This is a genomic window from Bradyrhizobium sp. 147 (assembly GCF_023073935.1).
In the GTDB taxonomy this organism is placed as follows: domain Bacteria; phylum Pseudomonadota; class Alphaproteobacteria; order Rhizobiales; family Xanthobacteraceae; genus Bradyrhizobium.
The window spans coordinates 284815-307658 of record NZ_JADPKL010000042.1 but is presented as its reverse complement, the minus strand read 5'-3'; the positions used below and the strand labels follow the sequence as shown (position 1 = coordinate 307658).

Genomic DNA, 22844 nt, shown 5'->3' with positions numbered 1-22844 from the left:
CCGCTTCAATGCGGCGGCGAGATCAAGGCGCGCAGGATGCCCGGCTTCCAGGCCTGACGCGCGCTGTCGAAGGCCGCGAAATCATGGTCGAACTGCCAATAGGCCCATGACCAGCCAAGCCTGTCGGCGCTTCTCGCCACGAAGGAGAGGTATCGCAAGCGACTGCCGGACGGCGCACGCTCGTACACCCCGAACTCCCCGAGATAAAGGGGGCGCCTCTCACGCTCCGCCCACAGACTCATTTTCCTGAAATCGGCTGCGGCTTTTGCTTCGTCATCCCGAGTACCCCAAGCCAGGGGACCAATCTTCGAGAAAGTTTCAGACCATGGTGCACCTTGGTGCGTGAACCGTATGGGCGCGTAGTAGTGAAACGTGACAATGAGCTTCCTGTCCTCAGGCGGCAGAGCCAGCTCGTCGACAGGAATATCATCCCTGTTGAGAACGGCGGCAATGACCGGCCGCTCAGGGTTGGTGCGGCGGATAATCGCGAGACACTCGTTGAGCAGTGAATTCCATCTGGCGGACGTCATGAGCCCGCCAGGTTCATTCAGGACCTCGAACACGAGCGAGGGATACCGCCCCGCATAGCGCTCGGATATCTGCCTCCAGAACGACTTCAGCTTCTCAGTGCATCCGGCAATGTCGCTTTGACAAACCTGGGTATCGTGTTCGTCGAGGACAGGAATGAGGCCCCTTGCAAGGACTTCCTCGATGACGGTGTCGAGCCGTCTCAGAACAATCTCATCCAGGACATTCTCCGGACCCATGAACTTGAAGCCGAAGAAGTTGATCCTGACGTGCGAAAATCCGGCCTTCTTGATTGCCGTCAAATTCTCCAAACGGAAGGGCGCGTTCTGACCGCCCTCCCAGATTCCATCGTAGCCGAGAATATTGATGCCCCGGCCGAGTTTCGGCACGTCGCGGGAATTGGCCCGCTCGGCTCCGCGAACGTCGGAGAAGAGCGATGCGACGAATATCACCGTCGCTGCCAGCATGACGCTCCCCGGCCACCTCGCGCGCATGACGGTCATCTTGCGTCCACAGGCCTGCAGGTCGCGAACAAGAACGCCACCAGCAACACCGACGTGAACATCGTCGAACGAAGGAATGTCGTCTCCGTGAAATTTGTCTGGAAGCTCAGGACGACAAATCCGATGATGAGAGCACAGTGCGAACGATCGATCGATCTGGTCGAGATCAGATGGAGAATCTTGCTCGAGAACAGAAGGACACTCGCTGCGAAAAGCACGTATCCCAGAAATCCAGTTTCCATCAGGATCGCGATGTAGCCGCTGTGATAATTGTCGAGTACCCAGCCGTGGTTTTGTTCGAAATAATCGTAGATCGACGGCACCGTCCAAAAACCGTTGATCCCGAAACCGAGCAGCGGCGCATCGTCGAAATGGCTGATGGCGTAGTGCCAGATGAAGGTTCGTTCAGTGAAATCGATCGAGGCATCGCCGAGATGGATGGCGTCATAGCCTGTCAGGTAAAAATAAAGAAACAGAATTCCGGCCAGGAGACACATGACGAACGGCAGCACCGCATAGACCCTCATGCATCCGACCGACCACATCGAGGTCACGAGCAACGCACAGGCCGCCAGGGCAACCGCGCCGGCACCACGCGATTCCGACGCGACGACGCAGGTCGAGGCCAGCAGGAACACGACGAGGAACGTCGGCCATCCCTGCCCCTTCATCTTACGATAACAGGCAAAAAACATCAGATACGCGCCGACGAATCCGAGCGTCTGCTTCGATTCATAGACGCCCTGCCATTGACCGCTATGCATCCAGGTTTGGTCTATCCCGATATCGGGGACAGCAAGCGCACAGAAAGCCGATGCGGCGACCAATATGAACAACCCAAGCGCCGTGGCCCTCACAATCTCGTCGATCTCGATGCGTGTGACGAGACAGAACGCGCCGAAGGTCGTCATGGCAAGCGCCACGCTTTTCATGAACGCCGCCGCGCTCAGGCTCGACCAGAACACTGAGACGACCGCGAACGTGTAGAACGCGAGCAGCGCGATCAGATCGGGATTGAGCTGCAGGCGCAGGCGCGGGCGCACGAATGCACTTGCGTAGATGAGGACGCCCCACATCAGAAGCGCCACGGTCTGCTGCACAAAGGTCAGCTCCGGCGGCAGGAGCGCAGCGTTGAAGATGCCCATCGATGCCACCACGTTGATGGTAATCGAACAGCTGATTGCGGCTCGGGCAATCTTCTCAACGCCAACGCTGCGCGTCTCCCAGAACGCGCTCTCGAGTGTCCCGGAATCCACCTCGGTCTGCAGGCTGGCCATGAACCGACCTTCCCTAGGCACGGTTAATAATTTGCTACCACGGTCGAGCTCCGCCACTCCCAGCGCACAGGACGCCGAAATTTAGGGATTTGGTAACGCTAGGAGACCCGGCGCGGCGCATTAATGCAAATCGTACCCCGCTGGTGTCTCGCCCGTAACGACCCTGCTATAAAGCGCGGATCGAGCTCGATCGAATTTTCACGAATTGTCTGGTTTTCTTGGTTGCGCATGAACAGATCCAGCAGCACGTTCGATATCGCCATCGAGCAGGCGTTCGACTTTCTGTGTCCGGAATACGCAGAGCTGTTTGACAACTCCGCCGCCACCGCGTTCCAGCATCCGCTGTGGCTACACAGCCTCTATGCCAGGCTGGCGTCTCATGCGGGGGCAACCCCTTTCATCGTCGTGGTCCGCCATCGCACGACGCGCGCCCTTGCGATGGTGCTGCCTCTGCTGCGGATCCGGCGTGGTCCGATACGGACCGTCGAATTCGCCGACCTCCGCGTCTCCGACTATCTGGCGCCGGTTTGCAGCCCGGGAGCATTTTCTCAACTGCTCGCGGACGAGAGCGCATGCGCGGAGCTTCGGAGCCTCCTCCGCCCTTTCGACCTGCTCCGCATGACCAAGCTTCCCGACGGACGGCTTCCGATCGAGAACCTCCTGGCTGCACCCCGCCGCGTCTCGATGGACACCAATGCCTACGCGACCGTTCTCATCGCGCCGTTCGAGCAATGGCGGGCCAGCGCGATGGATCGCTCCTATCAGAAGGAGCTCGCGAAGAAATATCGTCAGCTCCAGAAGAAGGGCGCCTTGAGCTTCTCGTGCTGCAACGACAGCGCCTCCACGCTCGACGCGCTGGAGGTCATGAAGAAATTTCGCGGACCGCGGTTCCAGTCGCAAGGCGACGGAGATCTGCTCCAGCGCCCCGAATATTTCGACTTCTATTCCGAGGTGGCCCTCCGCGGCCTCGGCTCCTTTGTGCGTCTCTATGCCATGAAGATGGACGGCGAGGTGATCGCCGCCGTGCTCGGATTGTGCCACCGCGACACCTTCCACGTCATCATGAGCGCCTTCGACATTGCGGGCTACAAGAGCCAGTCGCTGGGCGCGCTGATGTTCGAGCAGGTGGCCAGGGATTGCATCGAGCGCGGGGACCAGATGCTCGACTTCACCATAGGTGACGAGCCGTACAAGAAACTGTTCGGCGGGCAGCCATCGCCAATGTGGGCGGTCACACAGGCCGGCAGCACCGCAGGCGCGGTCGCGTTGTTTGCGCTGAAGCAGGCTCCCTGGCTCAAACTGGCCGCCAAGCGGATCTCGGAGTTCAGGCTTCTGCCGACCCGCACCTCGACCCCGACACGCTGACGAGCGCGGGACGCCAACGGCCGGGGCGCTCAGGCGCGGAGCGCGCTGCGGACATGCGCGAGCCAGCCTGGCCGCATTTGATCGACCCGATGGGTGATACTGCGGCGCAGGAAGTGCAGCCGCCGCCGCACATCCCAGCCGATATCGTCGCGCGAGGTCAAGGCTTGGCGGAATCGTGCCATCTTCAGTGACTGCTGGTCTGCCGCGACCTTGTCGCGATCGGAGTAGAATTCCGAGACCTTCTCCCTGCTCATGCCGGGAGTCATCAGCCACCGCGGCGCATGTTCGGTACAAAGACGCTCGACGTCCACCAGCAGGCGCGCGACGCCAGTTCCGGCGGCGGGACAGTTGGTCTGGAACGCATCACCAATGAGCACGACACCGGGCTGCAGGTGGCCCTCGACGACCGAGAGGTCCATCACCCAGTTCTGTATCCGGTCAATCACGCGGAAGTCGCCGAGATAGATCTGCAATCCCGGCAGCAGGCGCAGAACGGTCGCTTCCGTTTCGCGACGTAGATCGCGCATGATCGGATCGGCCGGGTCGCGGAACATGAAAAGATTCGCCCTCATACCTGCGCGTACGGGAAACAGGCTGAGGTAGTCGACGCCGTCCCCTGTGCGCTCGCCGTAACAGGTCAGCGCCTTGAAATCGAACGGCGCGCCATCGCGTCGGGCGATCGTGAAGCCGAACGAGACCGAGTGGCCCGCAGCCAGCACGCGCCGCCTGATGCCGAGCTTGTGGCCGAGAACTCCTGCCATGCCCGTGGCCAGAACGATGAGGCGCGCAGTGACGCGCTGTCCCGAAGCGAGCTCGAGATGCTGGAGGTCGTCGCTACAGCTGATCGCAATGACCTCGTCGACGATCAGGCTGGATGGATCAGGTAACTGGCTGCGCGCCATCGCAACGAGATCGGCATAGGCAAGCCCGTAAGCCTGGCCGACGCTGACATCGACCACCTTACCTTCCCGGATATTGAGCACGCGGTCGTATGGACAGGCGGCGCTTTCAAGACCACGGATGAAGCCCAGCCTGCGGAACGCCTCCAGCTGTCCCCCGCCGATCTTTTCGACCCGGAATTCGTTCGGATAGACCGCACGCTTGTCGACCAGGGCAACGCGATGCCCTGCCCGCGCAAGAACGGCTGCCGCCAGCGACCCCGCAAGGCCGCCGCCGACGATCGCGATGTCCGTCGCGATCGACGCGCTTGCCGCAGCGGCGATCGGCTCAGTCACGGTTCTATCGGTCGTCATGGTCCGGGCTCTCACGGTTAACATGGCTCCATCTGCAACTTTCTCGCCTGATGTCGCATCGCAGGGCCAAACGCGATCATTTCCGGCGATCGAGGTTAATGACGGGAGGAAGATCTGGACCTGCGATGTCCCGGCACGGACCTTGCTCAGGAGGCTCTGCGGAGTTCCCGCATTGATAGATCCGCGGCCATTCCGGCGAGCCATTCCGCATTCGAACGGCTGATCGTGCTGTCTTGGGCGGTCGATCTGGCCCTTTGCCGCCACCCGGTCGAGCCGGGCTTTGCACGATCTGGAGACAATGGAGACGGCGATGTACCACAGTGAAGCAACGGACTTGGCCGCGACGTCGTGTATGGCGAGCTCCTGGAAGCCGCTCATTAACACTCGCGGTTTTTCGGCATGCTAGGCTGGCGCCGGTATCGGCACGTATCTCTTCAGGGGAGAGTTGCCCCTTAACGTCCATGATCGAATCCATCATCCAACTCATGCGGCGCGACGTGACGCGCGGTGTCGTCGGGACCATCCTCCTCAAGGTTGGAAGCGGCGCGCTTGCGTTTGCGGTGTTCTCGCTCGCGGCACGAACGATGTCGCCCGACGGCTTCGGTATCTTTGCAACCTGGCTTTCGGTTGCCCAGGTCGCATCGGTCGTGGGCCTGGTCGGCCAAGAATCGCTCCTGGTGCGCTTTCTGAACGAGTATCAGGTCGGAAATCGACCCGATCTCACCAAGGGAGTGCTGCTGTCGAGCCTGAAGATTTCCTCCGTCGCAATGCTGGTTGTGATCGCCGCAATGTCGATTGCGGCGAGCTTGAAGGGCGACTGGTGGCTGCTGATCCTCGCCGTGTCCGCCTACACCGCCGTTAATGCGGGGGTGATGCTCGGCAGCCAGGTTGCGCGCTCGCTGGTCAGCATCCTCATGGGCGAGGGAAACAGAGAGTTCTTCTGGCGGGTCGGTGTCGTCTTGTTTCTGCTCGCAATCATGTTCGACCATCGGCGGCTCGACCCCACCGAATTGTTCGCCGTGATGACGATCGCGATGTCGGTTGGCCTGGTCGCGCAGATCGTTTCGATTGCGCGAGCTCTGCCGGATCTTCGCGGTACGGCGGCACGGTCCGAGCCGTCTCGCTGGAGATCGAGCGCGCTTCATTTCTGGATCGCATCCGTCCTGGAAGCCGCCAATCAGTATTTCGACGTCATTCTGGTGTACTGGATGCTGGATCCGACGACAGCCGGCATCTATTTCGCCGCCTCGCGCCTTGCCAATATCTTCGCCATGCTGTCGGCGGCGCTATACAGTTTCGGCGCGCGCCGGCTTCCCTCGCTGTACTTCAGCAAGAACCATCAGGAATTCGAGCGGACGTTGCAGCTGATGGCGGAGGTGACCGCGCTTTGTGTGGTCAGCGGGCTCTTCCTGATCTGGATCGGCGGCCCCCATCTTCTCAACCTGTTCGGGCCTCACTTCGCCGCGCAGCACTGGGTCCTTATCGTGCTCGCGATCGGAACGGCGTTTCAGGCAGCGGGCGGTCCATCCGCGGCGATCTTGCAGCTCACCGGCCATGAGCGCATCTATGTCCCCGTCGTTGCGGCGAACGTGGCGTTGCGGGTGGTCGGATTTCTCGTGCTGATTCCCTGGCTTGGCGTGCTTGGCGCGGCGATCTCGGCCACGGTGTCGTTGGCGCTAACGACCATCGCGCTCAACGTCCTCTGTCGCCGGCGAACGGGGGTCGACCCTTCAATTCTCGTGCTCTTGCGCCTCGGCGCATCGAAGCGCGGCACGTACGCAGTCCGCAGCGCTGACGCGGCCGATTAGGCTTCGGTTCGATCGCGACAGGCAGCGCACACGCCGGACGACGATCAACCAGCCAGGCCGAGCGCTGCACCCCGGCGTTGAGCCGACGACGGGTCTGCTGGCACACGATTGACGACGATCCCGGTCGGCACGCCGCCAAAGCGTGAGAGCGCGGCCGTCGCCCTGCGCATTGCGGCTGAATCGATTGCGTCTTCGCGGACGACCAGAATGACGAGATCAGCGTGAGCGGCCAGCGCCGCCGCCTCCGGCTGCAAGGCCAGAGAGGTGGCATGGATCACGATCAGATCGAACTCCGAACGAATATCGTCCGCGGGCGACGATTCAGGTCCGTTGCCGACGTTCAGAAGCGCCTCGATGCTGCGAAAGTCAGCCGTGGTTGCGCCATCCACCGGCGCCTTGGCGAGGGTGGCCCCGGCACCACCGAGATCCGGCTCGACCCGGATCAGGACGCTCAGCTTTCCCCTGTTCAGCGCCCACCGATTGAGCGAGCGCGCGACGGTGTTGCCGCCGGCCCGCTTCCCCACCGACATCACGAGCGCAACCCTGCCCCGGCTTCCAGGCAATTGCTCCAGCCTGTCAATGAGCGGACGCAGATGAGGACCGAGATCGAGCTCACGCGTCGCGGACACCGGACCTTGCCAGATGTTTCTCGGGACATCGCTGGGCAAGAGTTCGGGAACGCGGGCCCACACCGGCGGACGCGACCACGCGCCGGGCTGGCGCGGAGCCGGTTCGGGCGCGCGAACGTCCGGAACGGGCTTGTTCGATCTGCGTCCCGTTGCGGCAACGACCGCCGTCGATGTCAGCAGCGATCCGATCGCCAGCGCGGCGAGCAGCAAAGACAGCGGCGGAAGGGTCGAGCGAAGCGGCGGAATGGCGGGCGAGGCGACCTTGGTCTGAGAACTCTGCAACAGGCGCTGTTCATTCGTCGTCTTGGATCGCGAGAGGAACTGCTCGTAGATGTTTCTGTTGGCCTCGGCGTCGCGCTGTAGCTCCTGGAGCCGGACCAGAGCCTGACCGTCGACCAGGAGCTGCGATTCAGCCGCCTTCATCTGGCTTTCCAGAGCCTTTTGCTGATCGCGCTGAGCCTCATATTCCGACTTCGCGGTATCGATGCCTTTCGTCCGCTCGACCTCGATTTGTCTGTTCAAATCGTTTAGCTGGCTGTACGACATCACGAGATCGGGATGGCGATCGCCGAGCACCGCCCGCTTCTGCGCAATCTGATCATTGAGGGCCGACCGCTGGGCGCGCAACGCGCTCAGGAGGTCCTGCTTGACGGGGCCCTCGACATTCGCCTTCACGTCACGCTGCGCCTGCTCGTAGCGGGCTTTGGCCTCCTCGGTCCGCGCGCGCGCAGCGGCGACCTGCTGCGACAGCTCGGTCACCCGCAATTGCTGGGTCGTCGCGTCCTTGCCGGCGTTCACGATCCTGTGCTCGAGCTTGAATGTGGCGACGGCGTCCTCCGACGCCTTCAGCCGGTCGCTCAACGTCTTGAGCCGGCCACCGAGCCAGTCGGCAGCCTCGTCGGTCGCCTCGGTACGGATGCGGCTCTGTCTGGCGACGAACGCCTCGGCAATGGCGTTGGCATAATAGGCAGCCCGCTCCGGCCGGTTCGAGGTGAAGCGGATGGCGATGACATAGGTCAGCCCGCGACGGGAAATGTCGAGACGGTTGCGGAAACGCTCGAGCAGGCGCGCGGGGGCCGTGTAGCCGCCGGAAATGTCTTCGTCATCGCGGATCTTGAGCTGCTCGATCAGCGGCTCGAGAAAGCCGTCGGATTTCGCCACTTCGACCAGGCTTTGCAGCGCGGCGCTATCCTGCCCTATGCCCGGCAGAACGTCCTGCTCCGTGGTCACGCGTTGCTCGCGGGGATCGACGACGACCAGTGCGGTCGCTGCGAACCGGACCGGAATCATCAGGAGAACGACGGCGCCAAGCGCGAAGATCGCAACACCGAGCGCCAATATCCGCCGAGCGTTTTCGCGGAGGAAGGCGAGCGCACCGGCGGCAGTGAACATGCCGCCAAAGCGTGCAGCGGCTCCGGCGGCCCCCTCGACGCCCGACGAATTTTGGCTCCAAGACGCGGCAACGCCGGTCGATCCGGAACTTGTCGGGTCTGCGCGGCGACCGAACGTCATGGACTCTACTCGGATTCAACTGGCGAACACTGTTCAGTGGCCTGCTCCACCGTAAATATCTATGGTTAATCCGCCGTTACCCGCCCCTCGCGCGACCATGACCAATTGGTTAACGCGGTCGCTCCCTTCATTTGCAAACCACCGGAATTCTCTGGCAAACGATGCCGTTCCGGCAGGCTGCGCATTAACTCCGTTTGTTGCTAGCCGGTGTCCGCGCGATGCTCGCATGGTAGGTACGGGATCAAGAAGGGTGAAAATTTCGTTTCTTCAGCGGGTCGGGATCCGTGCTCCATTACCAGCCAAACAAGGAGTTGGCCGAGACGACTGCGACAGCACTCATGCCGTCCGACGGCAGCGGGCCGAAGCTTCATGTCCTTCTCGTACAGACCCAGGCCGAAAACGCCGGCGCGCAGGAGATCTCCAGGCTGCTCGGTGCCGGCCTCACCGCCCGTGGCTACCGAGTCACCAATCTGTTCTTCTTCCGCCAGTCGGATTCGTTCGACGAGCCGCCCGATACGTTCTATTGCGCCTCGAGCCGGCCGGGCAATCCCTTGGCCCTGCTGCGGATGGTGTGGACGCTCGGCCGCCATATCCGGACCAGCAGACCCGACGCCGTTCTGACCTTTCAGCATTTTGGCAACGTGATCGGCGCCGGCGTGTCGCGCCTCGTCTGCCGCGCGCCTGTCATCGCCAATCAGGTCTCGTCCGCGCTCTCGATGAGCTGGCCCGTCCGCGCTGCCGACATCGTGATGGGCAGTCTCGGCTTCTTCGACCGCATCACGCTCAACTCGAAGGACATGCAGCGCGAGTATTCGCGCTACCCCGCGGCCTATCGCTCACGCATGGTGCATGTCCCGCACGGCTTCGACGACAAGGCCCTCACATTGCCGAAGGAAGCTGCGCGACAAAAATTCAATCTGCCGCCGGCTCGCGTCCTGCTTGGCTGCGCAGCGAGGCTGCACCCGCACAAGCGGCTTGACGCGGCGATACGCCTGTTGCCGGATCAACCATCCTGGCACCTTGCACTGGCCGGACAGGGAGCCGACGAAGCCCGGCTGAGACAGCTGGCGGATGAATTGAACGTATCGGACCGGCTGCATCTGCTCGGCGAAATCGCCCCGCGTCAGATGGCGGATTTTCTCGCCTGTCTGGACGTGTTCGTGTTCCCGACACAGGCCGAAACCTTCGGCCTGGCTGCGGTCGAAGCCGCAAACGCCGGTGTCCCCTCCGTCGTCACCGATCTACCCGTGTTACGGGAGGTGTTGTCCTTCGAGGGAAAACCTACCGCGCTGTTCGTCGATGCCTCCGATCATGCGAAGCTGTCGACGGCCGTCTCCAGGCTACTGACGGACCAGCAACTGAGCGAGAAACTGCGACAAAACGCCAAAGGCCTGCGGCTGCGCTATTCGGTAGATGCCATGGTGGAGGAATACGTTCGGATTCTCGGCCAGGTCATCTGACCGGAATGTGTGGGAACAGATTGGCTCGACATGATCATCGAGTTTCGCTGTGAACGAGAGCATGCGCGGCGGTGGATGGACCGCGACGCGCTGTCGATCGACGGCCGAGATGTCCCGCTTCAAATCGCCTGGACAGCAAGCACGGAGGCACGGCCCCGATGCCTCGACGCCCTGTTCGAACTCGAACGCATGGTGTTGCACAGAGGCCGGCACAGCGGCGCCGGCAAGCTGAAGATCATCCCGGAACGGATGCAGGCTCGCACCGGGACGGCCGACGTGATCGTCGATTTTACGGGCGCCGCGCGCGATCCCGATTGTTCCGCCCGGCTGTATCTGCGCCCTCTCTTCAACGGGGTCGCCGGCGAAAACGCCGCTCTCGCCGCCATTCTCGCCGGCGACCTGCCGGTGATCGAGATCGTCAACGAGCTCGACGGTGCAGTGCTCGATCGCGGTCACCCGTCCGGAGAGATTGCGGCCGGCTTGAGTGGCGCACTCGAAACCGTCATGGCGCGAACCCTGACCATGGTGGCGGCAATCCTGTCGGGACGGCCGCGCATCGTGCCGCAGCTGGCGCGTCCCGCCGGAGACGGCACCGGCCGGCAGCCGGCGGCATACGTTGCGCGCGGCCTCGCCGTGTCGATCGCCAAGGAGATCTATCGGCTCTGCTGCTATGCCCCGCATTGGCAAATCGGATGGCGCTTCAATGACGGTGCAGGCGTCTGGCAGACCGGAAATCTGTCCGGACCGGGCTGGAATGTCCTCGGCGATCCCGGCCATCGCTTCTACGCCGATCCGTTTCCCATCACATGGCAGGGACGAACATTCGTCTTCTTCGAAGATCTCGATCACCGGATTGGAAAGGGGATCATTTCCGCGATCGAGTTCAACGACGCAGGTCCGGTCGGCGAAGTCGTGCCGGTGCTGGAGGAGCCCTGGCACCTCTCCTATCCGTTCCTGATCGAGAACGATGGTGCGCTGTGGATGATCCCGGAGAGCTCGGTTCACGGCGACGTCGCGCTGTACAAATGCGTTCGTTTTCCGGACAAATGGGAGCGTCACGCGACGCTGCTTTCCGGGCTCGAACTCGCCGATGTCACGATCACGCAGCACAAGGGCCTGCACTATCTGTTTGGAGCCTGGCGCGACGGCGCGGGCGGCTATTCGGATGCGCTGGCGATCTATTACGCCGATCGCCTCTCGGGTCCGTGGTTGCCCCATGCTAGCAATCCGGTCCTGATCGATCGTGCAAGCACGCGACCGGCGGGGAATTTCGTCACTATCGATGAAAAATTGTGGCGGCCGGTCCAGAATTGTACGAACGGTTACGGTGCAGCGCTCGCACTAGCAGAAATCGTCGAACTGTCACCGACGACATTTGGGCAAATCGTCCGCCATTCCCTCAAGCCCGGACCGGCATGGCCCGGACGGAAGTTGCACACGCTGAACCGCTGCGGCCAGCTCGAGGTGATCGACGGATCGCGCGTTCAACCGAAGGCCCGCGCCTTCACGAGCGGATCTCCATCGGCCGTCTTGTCTCCGCGAGCCAATCCACACACCGCTTCCTGAATCGCTTAGCGGACGGCATCGCTCGAGACGCCGCCCGTCATCTCGTGTGTCGAGCGCACCGGCTAGGTGCGGCGTTCTACTGCGAACGATCCGACGTCCAGCCCTTGTACTCGGCAACATTGTCCCTGGTCACGAGCTTCGAAGGCAACAGCTCGACGGTCGAGGCCGGCTTCTGGCCATTGAGAATGCCGACACCAACCTGCACGGCCCGCCGCGCCATGAAGAACGGGTCCTGCGAAGCCGAGGCCTGGATCTGCGGCGACTGCGGATCTTTCAGCGCGGCCTCGATATCAGGTGCGCCGTCGACCGCCGTGATGACAATCCCGCTGCGGTTTTGCTGGCGCGCTGCAAGGTCGGTGCCGATCGCCTGCGGATCGTTGATGGCGAAGATGGCGTCGATCTTGGGGAAGCGGGTCAGATAACCCTGCGCGACGGTGAGCCCGCCCTCTCGCGAGCCTTTGCCGTCCTGGTCGCTGGACAACACCTTGATACCCGGGTTCTTCGCGAACACCTTCTTGCAGCCGACGACACGGTCGATCACCGCGGAGACCTGCGGCCCGTTCTCGATGATGACGTCGCCCTTGCCGCTCAGTTTGTCGACGATGTACTGGCAGGAGATCTCGCCGGCCTGCACGTTGTTCGTGGTCACCGTGGCGTCGGCGCCTTCGGCCGCAGTGTCGACCGCGACGACGACGATGCCAGCGGCCTGCGCCTTCTTGATCGCCGGCCCGATCGCCTTGGGATCGCCGGGGTTCAACAGAATCAGGTCGACGCCAGCGGCGATGAAATTGTCGATCTGAGTGACCTGCTTGCCGAGGTCGTATTCGAAACCGACGGTCGTGATCTTCACGTTGGGATTGGTCTTCTTCGCCTCGAACTCGGCGCCCTTCGACAGCGCGACGAAGAACGGGTTGCCCATCGATCCCAGCGAGACGCCGATCGACTTGAGCTCCTTGGCAAAGGATGGCGCGGTGCTTAGGGCAAGCGTCACCACGGCGCCGGCGAGCGTGATCGTCTTCAACATTGGCTTCCTCCCCTGGTCTGTCTTCATCTCCGGCACGGCAGACCAGTTGCCGCAACGGAATCTCTCATCAAGCCATGCGCAGTCCAGGTGCGCGCCAAACCCTTCAGGTTCTCGCGGAGCCTTCACGTTCTGGCAGAGCCCTGCAGCCGGTAGCGGTCCAGCGCCACGGCGCCGATAATCACCAGGCCCTTGATCACATATTGCCAGATGTCGGAGACACCGATGAGGATGAGGCCGTTCGACAGCACGGCGATGATCAGCGCGCCGACCAACGTACCCCAGATCGAGCCGATGCCGCCGACGAATGAGGTGCCGCCAAGGATCACGGCGGTAATTGCGTCGAGTTCGTAAGACTGGCCGAGCTGGAGGCCATTGGCCGCATAGAGCCGCGCCGCCTGCATGGCGCCGCCGAGGCCGGCGAAAAGGCCGGAGACGCCGTAGACGAAGATCAGCACGGCCCAGACCTTGATGCCGGCAAGCCGCGCCGCGCTTTCATTGCCGCCTACCGCATAGATGTGCACGCCGAGTACGGTCCGGCGCAGCACCAGCCACGAGGCGAGGATAACGAGCAAGGCGATCACCGAAAGCCACGGGATCGAGGCGACGCCGGGGACGAGCGTCAGCGAGCCGTTGCCGATGAAGGCATAAGGAATCGACGGATTGAAGACGGTGGTGTCAGCCCCGAGCAATCGGGCCAGGCCGCGTACGGCGGTGAGAGAGCCGAGCGTGACGATGAAAGGCGGCAGGCGAAGCAACGCAATCAACGCGCCATTGACGACGCCAAAACCAAGGCCCGTGAGCAGCGCGGCTGGCAGCCACAGCATGCCAAGCTCCGGTAGCTTGGAGAGCGTCAATCCGGCCATCGCTGAGGCCGCCAGGATCGAGCCGACCGACAGGTCGATGCCGCCCGTGAGGATGACGAAAGTCATTCCCGCAGCGAGCACGGTATTCACTGCGGCCTGCTGCAATACGATGCCGAGATTCTGTCCGGTGAAGAAGCGGCCCTCGGACAACAGGTGGAAGCCGATGCAGAGAATTAGCAGTACCGGCAGCATGCCGAGCGCGCTGATCAGCATCCTTATGCGCTGACGCTTCGTCTCCTGCGCAGCCGCAAGGCCGGCAGCGGCAGCCGCTTCCGCTTTCGGCGAGCTGTCATGCATCGAGTTGCTCCGTCCCTGTCGCGAGCGCCATGATGTCTTCCTGATTGAGGGGAGCCGCAGCTTCGCGCCTGATCTCACCGGCGATGTGTCCGGCGCGCATCACGATGACGCGGTCGCAGATGCCGATGATCTCGGGCAAATCGGATGAGATGACGAGGATCGCGGTGCCGGCCTTGGCGAGATTGTCAACGATCGAATAGATCTCGGACTTGGCGCCAACGTCGACGCCACGCGTCAGCTCGTCGAGGATCAGAACTTTTGGCGCAATAGCGAGAAGCCGCGATAGCAGCACCTTCTGTTGGTTACCGCCGGACAGGCCGCCAGCGGGGACGGCGACATTGGCGGCACGGATGCTGAGCCCGGCGAAGGCCCGCTCGGCGCGCTCGCGCGCCTTGTCGCGATCCAGAAACCAGCCGAGCTTCGCATCGCGCGCGAGCACAGCGAGATTGATGTTGTCCAGACATGACATGTCGAGAAACAGGCCGAGCGCCTTCCTGTCTTCCGTAAGATAGGCGATGCCAGCCTCAAGGGCCTCGCCCGGCGTGCGGATCTCGATCGGACGTCCCTCCAGCTCGATACGGCCGGAGGACTTCTGCGCCGCGCCGACGATGAGATGCGCGAGCTCGGTGCGACCGGCGCCGATCAGGCCCGCGAGCCCGACGACCTCACCTGCGTGCACGGTCAGCGAGCATCCCTTGACGCGCTGGCCATCCGCCATGCCGATCGCTCGGAGTACCGGATGTCCCCGACCCGCCTCCGGATCGTGATCCTTCTTGTAGAATGAGGAGACGTCACGCCCGACCATCAACCGGACGATGGTGTCGGCGCGGATCTCAGGTTTGTCGAGCGAGCCGACCAGCCGGCCGTCGCGGAGCACGGTGACGCGGTCGCCGAGTGCGTAAACCTCGTCCATGCGATGCGAGATGTAGATGATGGCAAGCCCCTCGGCGCGAAGCTGGCGGATCAGCGCGAACAGCCGCGCGCTCTCGCCGGCTGACAACGCGGTGGTCGGCTCGTCCATGATCAGGATCTTCGATCTGGCATGCAGCGCACGCGCGATCTCGACCAGTTGCCGCTGGCCCATGGAGAGATGCGCCACCAGCGTCGAGGGCAGGAAGTCCGCGCCCAATCGTTTCAGGATCGGACCGACGCCCTCGCGCATGGCGCCGCGCGCCAGCAATCCTGATCGCGATAGCTCCCGTCCCAAATAGATATTCTCGGCAACACTGAGATTGGGAGCGAGCGACAGCTCCTGATAGATGATCGAGATGCCCGCCGCGCGGCCGCCGAGCGGGCCTTCGATCCGCACCGGGCTGCCCTCGATTCGGATCTCGCCGCCGGGATCGGGCCTGTAGGCGCCAGACAGGATCTTCATCAGCGTCGACTTTCCGGCGCCGTTCTCTCCCATCAGGGCATGAATTTCGCCGGCATAGACGGTGAGATCGACAGCCCGCAGCGCCTTGATGCCAAAGAAGGATTTCGAGACCCCGCGCATCTCGAGGATCGGATCGTTCATCGTGCCTCCCGGCGCACAATGCGTTTCCCACCCGCGTCTCTATCGGTTTTGTCAGCGCGGTTCGCGCATTAAACAAAACGTCGCAGCACAGGGCAATACCGAACAGACGTGAATGCAACATCGAAGCGATGCTAGTGGCGCGGCCGATACAGTTCGCGCCATGCGGCAAGCCGCTGTGCATAAGCAGCGACCAGTTCAGCGTCGGGCTCGAACGTCTCGATGCGCTCTGGCCGCGTGCAGACGGCGGCGATTGCCTCACCGGTGACAGCAAGTCGCCCCAATCTCGCCGCACCGAACGCGGCGCCGGTCTCACCTCCGGCAAAGCGATGGAGCGGAACATTCAGCACGTTTGCCAGCACCGAGAGCCAGAACCGGGACCGCGAACCACCGCCAATGACATCGGCTTCCACAATCGCAATGCCGGCATCCGCGAGCGCGTCGCGACAATCGGCAAGCGCGAAGGCAACGCCTTCGAGCACCGCCTGCACGATGGTCACGCGCTCGGTGCCGTGGCTCAGACCATCCAGCATGCCGCGCACGGCGGGATCGTCGTGCGGCGTCCGCTCGCCTGCGAGATAAGGCAGGAAGCTCACCGGCGACGGCGCCTGGGGGCGCACTCCAAGCGGCGCCAGCAACTCTGCCTCGCTGACGCCGAACAGGCGCGCGGCCCAGGCGAGGCAAGAGGCGGCCGAGAGGATCGCGCCGGCCTGAATCCACATGCCGGGAATGGCGTGGCAGAATGTATGCACCGCGCGGTCCGGATTGGCGGCGATGCTGCTGGTCGGAGCCATGAGGGCACCGGAGGTTCCCAGCGATATGAACGCGCTTCCCGGCCGGATCGCGCCGATGCCGACGGCGCCGGCCGGATTGTCGCCGGCTCCGCCCGCGATCACCGGCTGCCGGGTCATGCCCCAGCGCCGCGCGAGCTCGCCGCGCAGGCGCGTTGCGGGCGCGCATCCCTCGACCAGGCGTGGCATGTGATCGCGCGTCAGGCCGGTCGCTGCCAATGCTGCGTCCGACCAGTCGCGGCGCGCGGTGTCGAGCCACAGCGATCCCGATGCATCGGAAACGTCTTCGATGGCCTCGCCGCTCAGCACCAGGCGCAAATAGGCCTTCGGAAGCAGAACGAGCTTGGTCGCTGCAAAGATGTCAGGCTCGTTCGCCGCGACCCAAAGCAGCTTCGGCGCGGTGAATCCCGGCATCGCCTTGTTGCCCGTCGTCGCACGCAATGCGGGCCAGCGCTGCTCCAGGATACGGCACTCAGGGCCCGAGCGTCCGTCGTTCCAGAGGATGCAGGGCCGCAAGGGCCTCAAGCTCGCATCGAGCAGCGTGGCACCATGCATCTGGCCGGACAGCCCAATGCCTTCGACCGCCGCCAGCGCGTCGGCATGCGATGCCTTCAGAGCATCCAGCGTGGCAAAGGTCGCATCGATCCACTGCGCGGGATCTTGCTCGTAATAGCCGGATTGCGGCGAGACGGTCGCGAGCGGCCGGCTCTCGCTTGCAATCACGTGCTGCGCAGCGTCGACGAGAACCGTCTTGACCGCGGAGGTGCCGAGATCGATGCCGAGATACATGAATGCGTCCCGCTCACTTCGCCGCGTCGATCCAGATTCCCGGCTGCGAATGCTCGCGGATGTAGCTGACGAGGAAGTCGGAAAACACCCGGATCTTGGCCGGCAGCCTGACGCGGTTTTGATAGGCGATGTTCATGGTGAGCAGCGGCAGCTCCCAGCCCGTCAAGACGGGCACCAGCCGGCCGGCCGCGATATCGCCCTGCACGATGTAAAGCGGCTGGATCAGGATTCCGAGTCCTGCACGCGCTGCGCCACAGATGATCTGGCCGTCATTGCTGTCGAGCGTCGGCGCGATCCGGACCGTCTGCGTCGTGCTGCCCTGGCTCAACCGGAGCGAATAGGGATCATTGGCGAGATTGTAGATCAGCATGTTGTGACGGGTGAGATCGCTTGGATGCTCGGGCCGGCCCTGCTTCTCCAGGTAGGACGGAGCGGCCGCGAGCACACGATGCATCTGGCCGATGCGGCGGACGATGATGTTGGAATCCGGCTCATGCTCCCGCGTGCGTATGGCAACGTCAATGCCGGCTTCGATGAAGTCGGGGTAGCGGTTTGCGCTGATGATCTGCACGCTGAGATTGGGATAGAGCGCGCGGAAGGCAGGCAGCATCGGCGCGAGATAGATCATCGCGAAGGACAGCGAGCTCGTCACGCGCAGCATGCCCTTCGGCGACAGCGCGCGGTCCGAGACCGCGTCCTCGGCCTCGGCGAGCTCGTTCAACAGCGTGCTGCAACGCTGCAAGAGTTCCTGCCCGGCTTCGGTCAGCCATTGCCGGCGCGTATTGCGCTCGATCAGCCGGACCGCAAGCCGCTCCTCCAGCGCACTGAGATGACGGCTCGCGGCCGCGTTCGACATCCGCAGGTTTTCGGCAGCTTTGGAAAGACTGCCGAGGTCAGCGGTTTTGGAGAAGACCTCGAGTTGGAGCAGCCGGTCCATTTTTGCAGAATGAGGAAAAGAGACTTACAAATTTTGACCTTTATTTCCGATTTCTGCAAGGCAAAATGGCGCCAACAAAGCACAATCGCAGGCGAGGAAATCAGGAGATGTCGGGGCCGATCAGGCACATCGTGATGTGGCGGCTGCGTGGGGAGACGCCTGCGGAGCGCTCCGCCGCCCGGATCAAGGTCAAGTCCCTGTTCGAGGGCCTGCGTGGCCGGATCGACGGCCTCACTCATATCGAGGTCGGCCTCGACGTCAGCGATGTCGACTACGCCTGTGACGTCGTTCTGTTCTCCGAATTCACCGACCAGGCTGCGCTTGCCGCCTATGCCAGCCACCCCGAACATTTGCGCGTCCGCGAGGCGCTGGGCGACTTGCGGATCGGGCGCTTCCAGGTCGATTATCCCATCAAAGAGACCGGCGCATGATCGGGTCGTTCACCTTTGAAAGCCTGCCCTGCCGCGTCGTGTTTGGCAGCGGAACGCTTGCTTCAGTCAAGGCCGAGGTCGAACGGCTCGGCGGCAAGCGCGCACTGGTGCTGACGACGCCGCAGCAGGAGGCGCAAGGCAAGAGTCTCGGTGCAGCGCTCGGACCGGTCTATGCCGGCCTGTTTTCCGGCGCCACTATGCACACGCCAGTCGAGGTCACCGAGCGGGCGCTGGCGGCGATGAAGGCGTGCGAGGCCGACTGCGTCGTCTCGCTCGGCGGCGGATCAACCACCGGCCTTGGCAAGGCGCTGGCCTTGCGCACCGGCGTCAACCAGCTCTGCATTCCCACCACCTATGCCGGCTCGGAGATGACGCCGATCGTCGGCCAGACCGAGAACGGCCTGAAGACCACGGTGCGCGATGCCGCCGTGCTGCCGGAGACGGTGATCTACGACGTCGAGCTGACCCTGACGCTGCCAGCGAGCCTGGCTGTGACCTCAGGCATCAATGCGATCGCACATGCGGTGGAAGCGCTCTATGCGCGCGACGCCAATCCCGTCACGTCGCTGATGGCGGAGGAAGGCATCCGCGCGCTGGCCCGCGCCCTCCCCGCCATCGCCGCGAGGAGCGACGACCGCGAGGCCCGGACCGAAGCGCTCTATGGCGCCTGGCTGTGCGGCGTCTGCCTCGGCACCGTCGGCATGGCGCTGCATCACAAACTTTGCCACACGCTCGGCGGCACCTTCGATCTGCCGCATGCCGAAACGCACACGATCGTGCTGCCGCATGCGCTGGCCTACAACGCACCGGCGGTGCCGGATGCGATTGCGCGCATCTCGCGCGCGATCGGCGCAGCCGATGCGTCGCAGGGGTTGTACGACCTTGCGCAGCGACTAGGTGCAAAGCTTGCGCTGCGCGACGTCGGCATGCCCGAGAGCGGCATCGGCAAGGCGGCCGATCTCGCTGTCACCAATCCCTACTGGAATCCGCGGCCCCTCGAAAGGGCCGCCATCCGCGACCTGATCGCGCGCGCCTGGGCCGGCGACCGGCCGGCCGCCAACAAAGCGGTGACGTGACGCGATGCGGCGCACGCTGATCCAATCCGCCACCGTCATCAGCATGGATGACGCGATCGGCGATCTCAAGACCGGCGACGTGCTGGTCGAGGGCAGCCGCATCGCCAGCGTGCGTCCGTCGATCGATATCGGCAGCGGCGAGGCAGAGATCATTGACGGCACCGGGCGCATCGTCATTCCGGGCCTGATCAACGCGCATATGCACACTTGGCAGACGGCGCTCCGCGGTTATGCAGCGAACTGGACGCTGCTCGAATATTTCCGCCGCATGCATGCCGGGCTCGCGACCGTATTCCGGCCGGACGACATCTACATCGCCACCTTGGTTGGCGCGCTGAACCAGATCAATTGCGGCACGACGACACTCGTCGACTGGTGCCACAACAATCCGACCCCTGACCATACCGACGCCGCGGTCGGCGGCTTGATTGAGAGTGGCATCCGCGCGGCCTTCTTCCATGGCTCGCCAAAACCTGAGCCGAAGCCCGGCGAGCCGCATTTCTCTGAGATCCCGCATCCGCGCCGCGAAGTCGAGCGGCTGCTGGCAGGTCCCCTCGCCGACCGCGACGGGCTCGTCACGCTCGGGCTCGCCATTCTCGGCCCGCATTACTCAACGCTCGACGTTGCCATGCACGATTTCCGCCTGGCGCGGGAGTTCAAGCTGATCGCCTCCATGCATCAGGGCGGCGGTCCCGCCAAAACGCCCGGCGGCTGGGAGAAGCTGATCGAGGCCGGCCTCGTCGGCGCCGGCATCAACATCGTCCATGGCAACGATTTGCCCGACGATCTCCTGGACCGGATGGTCGATCTTGGCGTCTCGTTCTCGGTGACGCCGGAGAACGAGATGATCCAGGGTCACGGCTTTCCGGTTACCGGACGGTTGCTGAAGCGCGGCGTGCGGCCGACGATCGGCATTGATCTCGAATCCGTGCTGGCCGGCGATCTCTTCTCCGCCGCCCGCGTCGCGCTCTCAATGCAGCGCGCGCTCGACAATGCGGAGACGCGCAAGGCCAGTGGCACCATCCCGGCGACGACCACGATCCCCGTGCGCGAGGCGCTGCGCTGGATCACCACGGAGGGCGCCCGCATGCTCGGCCGCGAGAACCAGATCGGTTCGCTGACGCCCGGAAAGCTCGCCGACTTCGTCATCATCAACGCCTCCGATCTCAACCTCTTCCCGGTGCACGACGCCGTCGCAACCGTCGTGATGCAGACGAGCCTCGTCAACATCGAGGCGGTCATGATCGGCGGCGCCTGGAAGAAGCGAAATGGCCGGCTGCTGATCGAAGGGCTCGAGAGCAAAAAAGAACTGCTGGCGCAATCGGGCCGGCGGCTGGTGCAGGACATCGAACGACAGGGACGCGCCGCCTGAAGGCGTCAATGGACAAGAGCAATGACTGACACGTCAAGGAATGTCGCTTTCATCGGGATCGGCAAGATGGGCCTGCCGATGTCGGTGCTCGTCGCCAAGGCCGGTTACGCGGTCACCGCGTTCGATCAGAACGCGGCTCGGATCACCGAGGCACGCGCGCAAGGCATTGCAATTGCCGCTACGTCGGCCGAGGCCGTGAGCGGCAAGACGGCAGTGGTCACGTCCTTGCCCGACGACGCCGCCTTGCGCGGCGCGCTGCTCGGTCCTGCCGGCCTCATCGCCGCGATGACGCCCGGAGCTGTTCTCATCGAGACCAGCACTGTGAGTGTGGAGGCCTCTACCGAGATTGCAGCCGCCGCGCAGGCGCACGGCATTGCCTATCTTCGCTCGCCGGTCTCCGGCAATGCCAGCATCGTCCACACCGGCGCGCTGACCTGCTTCGTCTCGGGTCCAAAGGACGCCTTCGAAAGCGCAAAGCCGCTGTTCGCCGCCTTCACCCGTGCCCAGACCTATCTCGGACCCGCCGAGGAAGCGCGCTACGCAAAACTCTCGGTCAATCTGATGATCGCGGTTTCGGCCGCGATGATGGCGGAAAGCCTGGCGCTGGCGCGCAAGGGCGGCATTGCCTGGCAGGACATCTTGAAGGTGCTCGACGACAGTGCCGTGGCTTCGCCGATGGTGAAGTACAAGACCGCGCCGCTGCGCAACCGCGATTTCGAGTCCACTTTCTCCTGCAAGCAGATGGCCAAGGACCTCGACCTCATCCTCGGCGCCGGCCGCGCCGTCGGCGTGCCGCTACAGCTCGCGGCGCAAGTGCGCGAGACCTATGGCTCGCTGGTCGCGCAGGGCGACGGCGAGACCGACTTCATTGCGACCGTCAAGCATCTCGAACGGCTGGCCGGCCTCGGCGAGCCGAAGCTGTGATCAATGGAGGCACACATGCGTAACTTCAATGAGAACACGATCACAGACGCGGTGCTGGAGCGGATCGCGGCCGCGACCGATCCGCGCATCAAGCAAATCAGCGAAGCGCTGGTCCGTCACCTTCATGCCTTCGTCCGCGAGGTGCGGCCGACCCAGAAGGAATGGGAATACGGCATCGACTTCCTGACCCGCACCGGGCAGATGTGCGACGACAAGCGCCAGGAATTCATTCTGCTATCGGACACGCTCGGCGTCTCCATGCTGGTCGATGCCATCAATCACCCGGTGCCCGAAGGCGCGACCGAGACCACGGTGCTCGGCCCGTTTTTCGTCCAGGCTGCGCCGGAGAAGGATAGTGGCGCCGATATCTCGGGTCCGATGCAAGGCGATCCGATGCTGGTCACCGGCTCGGTCTCGAGCGTCGACGGAAAGCCGCTTGCGGGCGCCGTGGTCGACGTCTGGCATTCCGACGACGACGGCTATTACGACGTGCAGCAGCTCGACGCCATCGGCGATCTCGCGATGCGCGCGCGCTTTCACACCGATGCCAATGACCGCTTCCATTTCTGGTCGATCAAGCCGGCAGCCTATCCGATCCCGCATGACGGCCCGGTCGGCGAGATGCTGGAAGCCCAGGGCCGCCATCCCTGGCGCCCCGCCCATGTGCATTTCATGATCTCAGCGCCGGGTTTCGAGCAGCTGGTGACGCACGTGTTCGTCGCGGGCGACCAGTATCTCGACAGCGATGTGGTGTTCGGCGTCAAGGACAGCCTGATCCGCGAATTCGTCCGGCATCCCGCCGGCCGTGCGCCGGATGGTCGCATGGTGCAGCGCGAGTATTTTCACCTGAATTACGATTTCGGCCTGAAGCAGGTCGCGAGCAACGCAAAGGCCGCTTAAGCTGAAGCGGCGGCGGACCAACAAGA

Annotated in this window: 18 protein-coding genes; 9 read left to right on the top strand and 9 right to left on the bottom strand. The window is 63.5% G+C overall.

The features are described from left to right. Nucleotides 1–5 precede the first annotated feature (5 nt). Entirely contained in the window at nucleotides 6–1031 is a 1026-nt protein-coding gene (locus IVA87_RS10745) for a cellulase family glycosylhydrolase (RefSeq protein ID WP_247305992.1), read from the bottom strand. After that, complete coding sequence (locus tag IVA87_RS10740) at nucleotides 1028–2308, bottom strand: O-antigen ligase family protein (protein WP_247306276.1); 1281 nt, start codon at nucleotides 2306–2308, stop codon at nucleotides 1028–1030. Before IVA87_RS10740 ends, IVA87_RS10745 begins: the two co-directional genes overlap by 4 nt. Nucleotides 2309–2536: 228 nt before the next feature. Between IVA87_RS10740 and IVA87_RS10735 the strand changes: the two genes are divergently transcribed. Further along, complete coding sequence (locus IVA87_RS10735; RefSeq protein WP_247305995.1) at nucleotides 2537–3673, top strand: GNAT family N-acetyltransferase; 1137 nt, start codon at nucleotides 2537–2539, stop codon at nucleotides 3671–3673. A 29-nt stretch (nucleotides 3674–3702) separates the two neighbouring features. Here IVA87_RS10735 and IVA87_RS10730 read toward each other — a convergent pair whose 3' ends face one another. After that, nucleotides 3703–4926: an NAD(P)/FAD-dependent oxidoreductase gene (locus IVA87_RS10730; protein WP_247305998.1), complete on the bottom strand. Its 1224-nt coding sequence runs from the start codon at nucleotides 4924–4926 to the stop codon at nucleotides 3703–3705. Nucleotides 4927–5387: 461 nt separating this feature from the next. On the opposite strand from IVA87_RS10730, the gene IVA87_RS10725 reads away from it, so the two are divergent. After that, a complete protein-coding gene (locus IVA87_RS10725; protein WP_247306000.1) occupies nucleotides 5388–6734 on the top strand; it encodes a polysaccharide biosynthesis C-terminal domain-containing protein in 1347 nt (448 codons plus the stop codon). Nucleotides 6735–6778: 44 nt separating this feature from the next. Here the strand turns inward: IVA87_RS10725 and IVA87_RS10720 are convergent, their stop codons facing one another. Then, nucleotides 6779–8875 (bottom strand): GumC family protein, encoded by a 2097-nt coding sequence (locus tag IVA87_RS10720; protein ID WP_247306003.1) that lies wholly within the window; start codon nucleotides 8873–8875, stop codon nucleotides 6779–6781. A 284-nt stretch (nucleotides 8876–9159) separates the two neighbouring features. Between IVA87_RS10720 and IVA87_RS10715 the strand changes: the two genes are divergently transcribed. Beyond that, nucleotides 9160–10335, top strand: coding sequence for a glycosyltransferase family 4 protein (locus IVA87_RS10715; RefSeq protein ID WP_247306007.1), 1176 nt, complete (start codon nucleotides 9160–9162; stop codon nucleotides 10333–10335). 30 nt (nucleotides 10336–10365) lie between these two features. Next, complete coding sequence (locus tag IVA87_RS10710) at nucleotides 10366–11901, top strand: hypothetical protein (protein ID WP_247333515.1); 1536 nt, start codon at nucleotides 10366–10368, stop codon at nucleotides 11899–11901. A gap of 76 nt (nucleotides 11902–11977) precedes the next feature. On the opposite strand, the gene IVA87_RS10705 is transcribed toward IVA87_RS10710, so the two are convergent. The 5 genes from IVA87_RS10705 to IVA87_RS10685 all read right to left on the bottom strand — a co-directional run bounded on the left by IVA87_RS10705 (nucleotide 11978) and on the right by IVA87_RS10685 (nucleotide 18115). Then, nucleotides 11978–12925, bottom strand: coding sequence for an ABC transporter substrate-binding protein (locus IVA87_RS10705; protein WP_247306013.1), 948 nt, complete (start codon nucleotides 12923–12925; stop codon nucleotides 11978–11980). Between the two features lie 122 nt (nucleotides 12926–13047). Further along, nucleotides 13048–14085 carry a ribose ABC transporter permease gene (locus IVA87_RS10700; protein ID WP_247333513.1) on the bottom strand — a complete coding sequence of 346 codons (1038 nt, stop codon included), beginning with the start codon at nucleotides 14083–14085 and terminating at the stop codon, nucleotides 13048–13050. After that, the gene (locus tag IVA87_RS10695; protein ID WP_247333512.1) at nucleotides 14078–15601 is read right to left on the bottom strand and encodes a sugar ABC transporter ATP-binding protein; all 1524 of its coding nucleotides are present in this window, start codon (nucleotides 15599–15601) and stop codon (nucleotides 14078–14080) included. Before IVA87_RS10695 ends, IVA87_RS10700 begins: the two co-directional genes overlap by 8 nt. Nucleotides 15602–15732: 131 nt before the next feature. Further along, entirely contained in the window at nucleotides 15733–17178 is a 1446-nt protein-coding gene (xylB, locus tag IVA87_RS10690; protein ID WP_247306022.1) for a xylulokinase, read from the bottom strand. A gap of 13 nt (nucleotides 17179–17191) precedes the next feature. Then, nucleotides 17192–18115, bottom strand: coding sequence for a LysR family transcriptional regulator (locus tag IVA87_RS10685; RefSeq protein ID WP_247306024.1), 924 nt, complete (start codon nucleotides 18113–18115; stop codon nucleotides 17192–17194). 107 nt (nucleotides 18116–18222) lie between these two features. Between IVA87_RS10685 and IVA87_RS10680 the strand changes: the two genes are divergently transcribed. The 5 genes from IVA87_RS10680 to IVA87_RS10660 are packed head-to-tail and all read left to right on the top strand — an operon-like array spanning nucleotide 18223 to nucleotide 22818. Further along, nucleotides 18223–18546, top strand: coding sequence for a Dabb family protein (locus IVA87_RS10680; protein ID WP_247278159.1), 324 nt, complete (start codon nucleotides 18223–18225; stop codon nucleotides 18544–18546). Continuing rightward, the gene (locus IVA87_RS10675) at nucleotides 18543–19622 is read left to right on the top strand and encodes a maleylacetate reductase (RefSeq protein WP_247306027.1); all 1080 of its coding nucleotides are present in this window, start codon (nucleotides 18543–18545) and stop codon (nucleotides 19620–19622) included. Before IVA87_RS10680 ends, IVA87_RS10675 begins: the two co-directional genes overlap by 4 nt. 4 nt (nucleotides 19623–19626) lie before the next feature. Next, nucleotides 19627–20994: an amidohydrolase family protein gene (locus IVA87_RS10670; protein ID WP_247333511.1), complete on the top strand. Its 1368-nt coding sequence runs from the start codon at nucleotides 19627–19629 to the stop codon at nucleotides 20992–20994. A 21-nt stretch (nucleotides 20995–21015) separates the two neighbouring features. Continuing rightward, complete coding sequence (locus tag IVA87_RS10665) at nucleotides 21016–21918, top strand: NAD(P)-dependent oxidoreductase (protein ID WP_247306031.1); 903 nt, start codon at nucleotides 21016–21018, stop codon at nucleotides 21916–21918. Nucleotides 21919–21933: 15 nt separating this feature from the next. Continuing rightward, entirely contained in the window at nucleotides 21934–22818 is an 885-nt protein-coding gene (locus IVA87_RS10660; RefSeq protein ID WP_247333510.1) for an intradiol ring-cleavage dioxygenase, read from the top strand. Nucleotides 22819–22844: the final 26 nt, after the last annotated feature.

What these genes read in the sequence shown, in the direction of transcription:
- IVA87_RS10680 (WP_247278159.1), top strand. Translation starts at nt 18,223, where the DNA reads ATGTCGGGGCCGATCAGGCACATCGTGATGTGGCGGCTGCGTGGGGAG.
- IVA87_RS10685 (WP_247306024.1), bottom strand. Translation starts at nt 18,115, where the DNA reads ATGGACCGGCTGCTCCAACTCGAGGTCTTCTCCAAAACCGCTGACCTC.
- IVA87_RS10710 (WP_247333515.1), top strand. Translation starts at nt 10,366, where the DNA reads ATGATCATCGAGTTTCGCTGTGAACGAGAGCATGCGCGGCGGTGGATG.
- IVA87_RS10660 (WP_247333510.1), top strand. Translation starts at nt 21,934, where the DNA reads ATGCGTAACTTCAATGAGAACACGATCACAGACGCGGTGCTGGAGCGG.
- IVA87_RS10745 (WP_247305992.1), bottom strand. Translation starts at nt 1,031, where the DNA reads ATGACCGTCATGCGCGCGAGGTGGCCGGGGAGCGTCATGCTGGCAGCG.
- IVA87_RS10705 (WP_247306013.1), bottom strand. Translation starts at nt 12,925, where the DNA reads ATGTTGAAGACGATCACGCTCGCCGGCGCCGTGGTGACGCTTGCCCTA.
- IVA87_RS10665 (WP_247306031.1), top strand. Translation starts at nt 21,016, where the DNA reads ATGACTGACACGTCAAGGAATGTCGCTTTCATCGGGATCGGCAAGATG.
- xylB (WP_247306022.1), bottom strand. Translation starts at nt 17,178, where the DNA reads ATGTATCTCGGCATCGATCTCGGCACCTCCGCGGTCAAGACGGTTCTC.
- IVA87_RS10670 (WP_247333511.1), top strand. Translation starts at nt 19,627, where the DNA reads ATGCGGCGCACGCTGATCCAATCCGCCACCGTCATCAGCATGGATGAC.
- IVA87_RS10700 (WP_247333513.1), bottom strand. Translation starts at nt 14,085, where the DNA reads ATGCATGACAGCTCGCCGAAAGCGGAAGCGGCTGCCGCTGCCGGCCTT.
- IVA87_RS10695 (WP_247333512.1), bottom strand. Translation starts at nt 15,601, where the DNA reads ATGAACGATCCGATCCTCGAGATGCGCGGGGTCTCGAAATCCTTCTTT.
- IVA87_RS10725 (WP_247306000.1), top strand. Translation starts at nt 5,388, where the DNA reads ATGATCGAATCCATCATCCAACTCATGCGGCGCGACGTGACGCGCGGT.
- IVA87_RS10735 (WP_247305995.1), top strand. Translation starts at nt 2,537, where the DNA reads ATGAACAGATCCAGCAGCACGTTCGATATCGCCATCGAGCAGGCGTTC.
- IVA87_RS10730 (WP_247305998.1), bottom strand. Translation starts at nt 4,926, where the DNA reads ATGACGACCGATAGAACCGTGACTGAGCCGATCGCCGCTGCGGCAAGC.
- IVA87_RS10720 (WP_247306003.1), bottom strand. Translation starts at nt 8,875, where the DNA reads ATGACGTTCGGTCGCCGCGCAGACCCGACAAGTTCCGGATCGACCGGC.
- IVA87_RS10675 (WP_247306027.1), top strand. Translation starts at nt 18,543, where the DNA reads ATGATCGGGTCGTTCACCTTTGAAAGCCTGCCCTGCCGCGTCGTGTTT.
- IVA87_RS10740 (WP_247306276.1), bottom strand. Translation starts at nt 2,308, where the DNA reads ATGGCCAGCCTGCAGACCGAGGTGGATTCCGGGACACTCGAGAGCGCG.